Origin of the sequence: Clostridium sp., from assembly GCF_034179595.1 — a bacterium.
In the GTDB taxonomy this organism is placed as follows: domain Bacteria; phylum Bacillota; class Clostridia; order Clostridiales; family Clostridiaceae; genus Clostridium.
Window position 1 is genome coordinate 1 of the sequence record NZ_JAXFPT010000046.1, and the last position, 6582, is coordinate 6582.

The window sequence follows — 6582 nt, forward strand, 5'->3', positions numbered from 1 at the left end:
CAGTAACTATTGAGGAAGAAATAGCTAGAGTAGTGCCAGTAATTGAAGCTATCAGAAAAGAAATGGATGTAGTAATTTCTGTAGATACTTATAATAGCAGAACTGCAGAAGCAGCAATCAAGGCAGGCGCTGATATAATAAATGATGTATGGGGCTTTAAAAAAGATGAAAATATGGCAAAAGTTGCTGCTAAGTATAATGTTCCTTGTATATTAATGCATAATAGGGAAGCTAAGCCTTATAATAACTTAGAAGAGGATTTTAAAGCAGATTTAATAGAAAGTGTTAATTTAGCATTAGCAGCTGGCGTTAAGCAGGAGAACATAATTTTAGATCCAGGCATAGGTTTTGCAAAAACATTAGAACAAAATTTAATAGTTATAAATAATTTAGACGTTATAAAAAGTTTAGAACTTCCAGTTCTTTTAGGAACATCAAGAAAAAGTATGATAGGCTTAACATTAAATCTTCCAGTAGATGAAAGAGTTGAAGGAACTATAGCAACTACTGTTTTAGGAATAGTTAAGGGGTGCGAATTTATAAGAGTGCATGATGTATTAGAAAATAAGAGAGCCTCTGTTATGACAGATGCTATATTAAGGGCTAAATAAAGAAGGTAAAAAATATATGGATAAAATTTATTTAAAAGATGTAGAGATATTTGCAAACCATGGCGTTTTTGAAGAAGAGAAAACTCTTGGACAAAAATTTATATTTGATATTGAGTTAGAATTAGATCTTTCAAAGGCAGGAAAATTAGGAGATTTAAATTCATCTGTTCATTATGGTGAATTAACACATGGGATAGAGAAAATTGTGTGCGAAAAAAGCTATGATCTTATAGAAACTGTTGGAGAAAAAGTAGCTTATTATATATTAACAAATTATAGAATGGTAAAAAATGCAAAGGTTAAAGTTAAAAAACCATGGGCACCTATAGGAAGACATTTAAATTATGCAGCCATTGAAATTAATAGAGGATGGCATGAGGCATATCTTTCAATAGGAAGCAATATTGGAAATAAAGAAAGTAATTTAAGAGAAGCTATAAATTATATAGAAGATATTGATGGAGTTAATATAGAGAAGACTTCAAGCTTTATAAAAACAGAACCTTGGGGTTTTGAAGAACAAGAAGAATTTTTAAATGGAGCTATTAAAATAAGAACTATACTTTCACCAAAAGAGCTTATGGAATCACTTTTAAAAATTGAAAATGATATGAAACGTGAAAGAATAATAAAATGGGGGCCTAGAATAATAGATTTAGATATAATCTTTTATGACAATTTAGTTAGTGATGATGAATTTGTTGTACTTCCACATCCAAGAATGGAAGAGAGAGAATTTGTATTAAAACCACTTGCTGAGATAGCACCAAATAAAGTACATCCACTATTAAATAAAAGAGTATTTAGACTTCTTGAAGAATTAAAATAGGAGTGCAAAAATTGATTGCACTCCTATTTTTTATGTTGTACATAATTACAAAAATCATATAAATTAAAATGAGTAGGAAGATTACTCATATCTACTATGTCTTCACTATAATTACCATCCCATGGAGTAATAGTGCAAGTATCCTTATCATAAACTTTTATTATATATTTCTCATCAGAAAAATTTATAATAACTCTAAACTTTTCTTTATTTTCAAAAGTGAATTCATCTAGAAAATCTTCGTCAGATAAATTATTTACAAAATTTTTTAATACATCTAAATCCTCATCATCAACTTTAAAATACTTATAAAGATTAGTATCAAATACATCTAAAGTATAGTTAGAATCATTAGATAAATGCTCCTTTATCTTTTCTGCATAGTAATTGCTTGAAGGACTTTCTTCAAAATTTATATATCTTGCGCTATCAAAGCTACAACTTTGCAAGAAAATAGAAATAAAAATAAAAAATAAGAGCTTAATATATTTCAAAATACAAACCTCCCTTTAAGTAATATCTTTAATAATTATTCTGATTTACAGAATTTTAGAACGTTTTAAGAGTTTTTGAATATAATATAATAACATGTATCCTTGGAGGTATTAATATGAAAATTGGAATAGATATAAATAATTCTGATATTTCCAGGGCAGTAAGGAATCAACTTAAAAATAAAGACTATTATATAGTTGATATGTCTTTGGAAAGAAAGAACCTAATTGGAGAAGAAGTATTCAAAAAGACAATCCTTGCAAATATATCTAATTTAGATTTTTTAATATCTGTAGAAATAAATAAGGGAAACAATAATATATATATCTATTATGAAAATAAAAAACTTTCAAAATTATTTTCAAAAGAATTTATAAAATGTGCAGATAACATTGGGGTAAACAGTATAGAACTTAGTAATGGAGAAGAATTTTATCTTATAAAAAATACTAAATGTCCAACAGTTATTATTAAAATAAATTTAGAAGACATTAATACGCAAAAAGAAAATATAATAAAAGATATGATTAAGTGTATAGATTATATAAAAGATATTAGTAAATAAAAGAGATTTACAATATTTAATATTATAAATTTATAAAGGAGGTAAGAAATTTAGCAATTTGTAAAGAGGGGGAAGATTATGAGAATAGTTGCAACTATAGGTCCGAGTATAAGTGAAAAGTTGCTTCTAAAAGAGCTAATAACATGTGGAGTTTCAACATTTAGATTTAATTTTTCTCATGGATCAATTGAAGATTTTGATGAAAAGTTTAAGTTACTTAAAGAGTTAAAAGAAGATATACATATAATGGTTGATTTGCCAGGGAGCAAGATAAGAATATCAGATAAACTGCCATATATATATAAAATCTATAATGGGGAAGAGATAATATTTTGTGGCGAAAATGTTTATAAAAATGAAGGATATTCAATTAAAAAAGGGAGAAAAAGACTTATTCCATTAAATATAAAGGACGAAATATTAAGAGAAAAGCATACAGGAAAAATTTCAATGAAAGATAATACAATGAGATTTGATACATTGTACCTAGATGATAGGGGTCTGCATGTTAGAGTAAAGCAAGGTGGAATAGTTAGAGCAGGAAAAGGATGCAATATAAAGGGGTTTTCTAGAGAAGATATAGAAATATCAGCTAAAGATAAGGTTGCGATAAATTGGGCAATGAAAAATAAAGCAGATATAATATGCCAATCTTTTGTTGAAAGCGCAGCTGATGTAAGAAAGCTAAAAGACATTATAGAAAAAGAAAGATATTCACCAACTATATGGGCAAAGGTTGAAACACCTAAAGGTATAGAAAATATAAAGACAATATCAAAAGAAGTAGATGGAATCTTAATTGGAAGAGGAGATTTAGTTGCAGAAGGAAGTATAATAGATACACCTATATATCAACATAAGGTTTTTGAAGATTTAAAAGATTATGATGGGGAAATAATAATTGGAACACATATATTAAATAGTATGAAACAGGGGAGGAAAGCAGAGCTTTCTGAAGTTGAAAGTATATATAATCTGATTTTAAAAGGTGCTAGTGGATTTTTATTATCTGGAGAAACATCAATTGGAAAAGCACCAATAAAAACTGTAAAATTCTTAGAAAAGCTTATTGAAAGATATAAATAATAAAAAGGGTTTTGGGGAATATGAAAGAAAAAGATAAAAATAATATAAAAGAAAATATATGTATTGGGTTAACTCAAATTGTATGGATAATTATTGGCTTTGGAATATTATTTTTGATGTATAAGGTGTTTTCTGAACTAATTTAAGGTGTAAAAGTAAAAACACTATCGTTTATTTGATAGTGTTTTTGTTTAATCTAAATTTATTATAATAGAAATATAACTTTAAATTTATATTTAGGAGGAAGAATGAGAAACTTAGCTTTTATTGATACAAAGATAGGAAAACTTGCTATAGAGGAAAATGGTAGAGCAATTACAGATGTATATATTGTAAATGAAGAGATTGAAAAAGATGATTCTATATTATTAAAAGAAACAGATTTACTAAAAGAAGCAAGTAAGCAAATTAAAGAATACTTTGAAGGAAATAGACAAAATTTTGATTTATTATTAGAGCCAAAAGGAACAGAATTTCAGCAAAAAGTATGGAATGCATTAAAAGAAATTCATTATGGAGAAACAAAAAGCTATGGAGAAATTGCAAAAATGATTGGAAATGAAAAAGCAGCAAGAGCAGTTGGGATGGCTAATAATAAAAATCCAATTATGATTATAATTCCTTGCCATAGAGTGATAGGTGCTAATGGGAAATTAGTTGGCTATTCAGAAGGGGTAGATATAAAAGAAACATTACTTAATTTAGAAAAAGATAATAGAAACTAAAAAACACTATCAAATATTTGATAGTGTTTTTTGGTGCCACCAGTGGGAATCGAACCCACACGGTAAAACCGCATGATTTTGAGTCATGTGCGTCTGCCAGTTCCGCCATGATGGCAAATGTTTTTTAAAATAGTAAAATAATTACTAATAACGAAATTATTATATCAGAAATAATAAATAATTTCAAATATATAATTTAAATTATATAAAAAATATTGGAAAATTAATGATTATTTACATAATTATAAATTTAGTATTAAATGCAACATATTATTTTGCTTTTTACTAATTTTTGTATTATAAGGGTTATAATATGGTATAAATTACATGATATGGTATTAAAAATGTTTGAAATCTGGAAATAAAATTATCAAAAAATATTGAAAAATTTAATATTTTAGTTGTTAGATGCTTGTACATTTGCTAAAATATATCTAGGGTAAAAATAACCCACCGGGGCAAATTTTGACCCTAGCTAGAAAAGTAAACTAAGTTTTGTACATAAAACGGTTTATAATCTAATAATTAGGGAGGAGAAATCAGAATATGATGTATTCAACAGAAGTTCAAGAAATGTGTGTAATCGCAAAAGGACCTAATCATGGACCAGCACCAATTCCTGTAGAAGGAAGATGGGTTGCAGCTAAAGAAGTAAAAGATATTTCAGGTCTTACTCATGGTGTAGGTTGGTGTGCACCTCAACAAGGAGCTTGTAAGCTAACTTTAAACGTAAAAGATGGAATAATTGAAGAGGCATTAGTAGAAACAATAGGATGTTCAGGTATGACTCACTCAGCTGCTATGGCTTCAGAAATATTACCAGGAAAGACTATATTAGAAGCATTAAACACAGACTTAGTTTGTGATGCTATAAATACAGCAATGAGAGAATTATTCTTACAAATTGTATACGGAAGATCTCAAACTGCTTTCTCAGAAGGCGGATTACCAATAGGAGCTGGACTTGAAGACTTAGGAAAAGGATTAAGATCTCAAGTTGGTACTATGTACGGAACAGTTGCTAAGGGACCAAGATACTTAGAAATGGCTGAAGGATATGTAACAAAAGTTGCTCTAGATGCTGATAATCAAATCATTGGATACAAATTCGTACACTTAGGTAAAATGATGGAATTCATCGGTAAGGGTATGGATGCTAACGAAGCTATGGAAAAAGCTTCAGGACAATACGGTAGAGTTGCTGACGCAGTTAAGTTAGTAGATCCAAGACATGAATAATATTAATTAATTTGTAGGGAGGATTTTAATCATGGCATTATTTGAAAGTTATGAAAGAAGAATAGATCAAATCGTTCCAGTTCTTAACAAGTACGGAATGGATAAAATAGAAGACGCTAAAGCAGTATGTGCTGAAGTAGGAATAGATCCATATAAGATAACAGAAGAAACTCAACCAATCGCATTCGAAAATGCTAAATGGGCTTACACTTTAGGTGCTGCTATCGCTATCAAAAAAGGATGCAAAACTGCTGCTGAAGCTGCTGAAGCAATCGGTGAAGGATTACAAGCTTTCTGTATCCCAGGATCAGTTGCAGATGACAGAAAAGTTGGTTTAGGACACGGAAACTTAGGAGCTATGCTTTTAAGAGAAGAAACTAAATGTTTTGCTTTCTTAGCAGGTCACGAATCATTCGCTGCTGCTGAAGGTGCTATCAAAATAGCAGAAAAAGCTAACAAAGTTAGAAAAGAACCATTAAGAGTTATATTAAACGGTCTTGGAAAAGATGCTGCTATGATAATCTCAAGAATCAACGGATTCACATATGTTCAAACTAAGTTCGACTACTCAACTGGTAAGTTAGAAGTAGTTAAAGAAACTGCTTACTCAAACGGAGACAGAGCTAAGGTTAAATGCTACGGTTCAGACGACGTTAGAGAAGGTGTTGCTATAATGCACCACGAAGGAGTTGACGTATCAATAACTGGTAACTCAACTAACCCAACTAGATTCCAACACCCAGTTGCTGGAACATACAAGAAAGAATGTGTTGAACAAGGTAAGAAATACTTCTCAGTTGCATCAGGTGGTGGTACTGGAAGAACTCTTCACCCAGATAACATGGCTGCAGGTCCAGCTTCATACGGTATGACTGATACTATGGGAAGAATGCACTCAGATGCACAATTTGCAGGATCATCATCAGTTCCAGCTCACGTTGAAATGATGGGTCTTATCGGAATGGGTAACAACCCAATGGTAGGAGCTACTGTTGCTGTAGCTGTTGCTGTAGAAGAAGCAATGAACAAGTA

9 protein-coding genes and 1 tRNA gene are annotated in these 6582 nt (G+C 29.9%); 8 read left to right on the top strand and 2 right to left on the bottom strand.

All coding sequences use genetic code 11. The annotated features are described in order from the left end of the window. Both folP and folK read left to right on the top strand, forming a co-directional pair. Positions 1 to 611, top strand: a 611-nt coding sequence (folP, locus tag SPJ33_RS05475) for a dihydropteroate synthase (RefSeq protein WP_321116965.1), incomplete at its 5' end; no start/stop codon positions are given. A gap of 16 nt (positions 612 to 627) precedes the next feature. Beyond that, positions 628 to 1440 carry a 2-amino-4-hydroxy-6-hydroxymethyldihydropteridine diphosphokinase gene (gene folK, locus SPJ33_RS05480; protein WP_321116966.1) on the top strand — a complete coding sequence of 271 codons (813 nt, stop codon included), beginning with the start codon at positions 628 to 630 and terminating at the stop codon, positions 1438 to 1440. Between the two features lie 23 nt (positions 1441 to 1463). Here the strand turns inward: folK and SPJ33_RS05485 are convergent, their stop codons facing one another. After that, positions 1464 to 1934, bottom strand: coding sequence for a DUF4883 family protein (locus SPJ33_RS05485; protein ID WP_321116967.1), 471 nt, complete (start codon positions 1932 to 1934; stop codon positions 1464 to 1466). 116 nt (positions 1935 to 2050) lie between these two features. Here SPJ33_RS05485 and SPJ33_RS05490 point away from each other — a divergent pair, with 116 nt between their 5' ends. From SPJ33_RS05490 to SPJ33_RS05505, 4 genes are all read left to right on the top strand, one after another. Then, positions 2051 to 2500 carry a hypothetical protein gene (locus SPJ33_RS05490; protein WP_321116968.1) on the top strand — a complete coding sequence of 150 codons (450 nt, stop codon included), beginning with the start codon at positions 2051 to 2053 and terminating at the stop codon, positions 2498 to 2500. 78 nt (positions 2501 to 2578) lie between these two features. Next, positions 2579 to 3586, top strand: a complete 1008-nt coding sequence (locus SPJ33_RS05495; RefSeq protein ID WP_321116969.1) for a pyruvate kinase — start codon at positions 2579 to 2581, stop codon at positions 3584 to 3586. A gap of 20 nt (positions 3587 to 3606) precedes the next feature. Next, complete coding sequence (locus tag SPJ33_RS05500) at positions 3607 to 3732, top strand: hypothetical protein (RefSeq protein ID WP_321116970.1); 126 nt, start codon at positions 3607 to 3609, stop codon at positions 3730 to 3732. A 102-nt stretch (positions 3733 to 3834) separates the two neighbouring features. Next, positions 3835 to 4311 carry a methylated-DNA--[protein]-cysteine S-methyltransferase gene (locus SPJ33_RS05505; RefSeq protein ID WP_321116971.1) on the top strand — a complete coding sequence of 159 codons (477 nt, stop codon included), beginning with the start codon at positions 3835 to 3837 and terminating at the stop codon, positions 4309 to 4311. Positions 4312 to 4342: 31 nt separating this feature from the next. On the opposite strand, the gene SPJ33_RS05510 is transcribed toward SPJ33_RS05505, so the two are convergent. Beyond that, positions 4343 to 4426 (bottom strand) — tRNA-Leu (locus SPJ33_RS05510). A gap of 431 nt (positions 4427 to 4857) precedes the next feature. Between SPJ33_RS05510 and SPJ33_RS05515 the strand changes: the two genes are divergently transcribed. Together SPJ33_RS05515 and SPJ33_RS05520 are read left to right on the top strand one after the other, a co-directional pair. Further along, a complete protein-coding gene (locus SPJ33_RS05515) occupies positions 4858 to 5550 on the top strand; it encodes a hypothetical protein (protein WP_321116972.1) in 693 nt (230 codons plus the stop codon). Between the two features lie 31 nt (positions 5551 to 5581). After that, positions 5582 to 6582: GGGtGRT protein (locus SPJ33_RS05520; protein WP_321116973.1), on the top strand; the 1001-nt coding region annotated here is incomplete at its 3' end.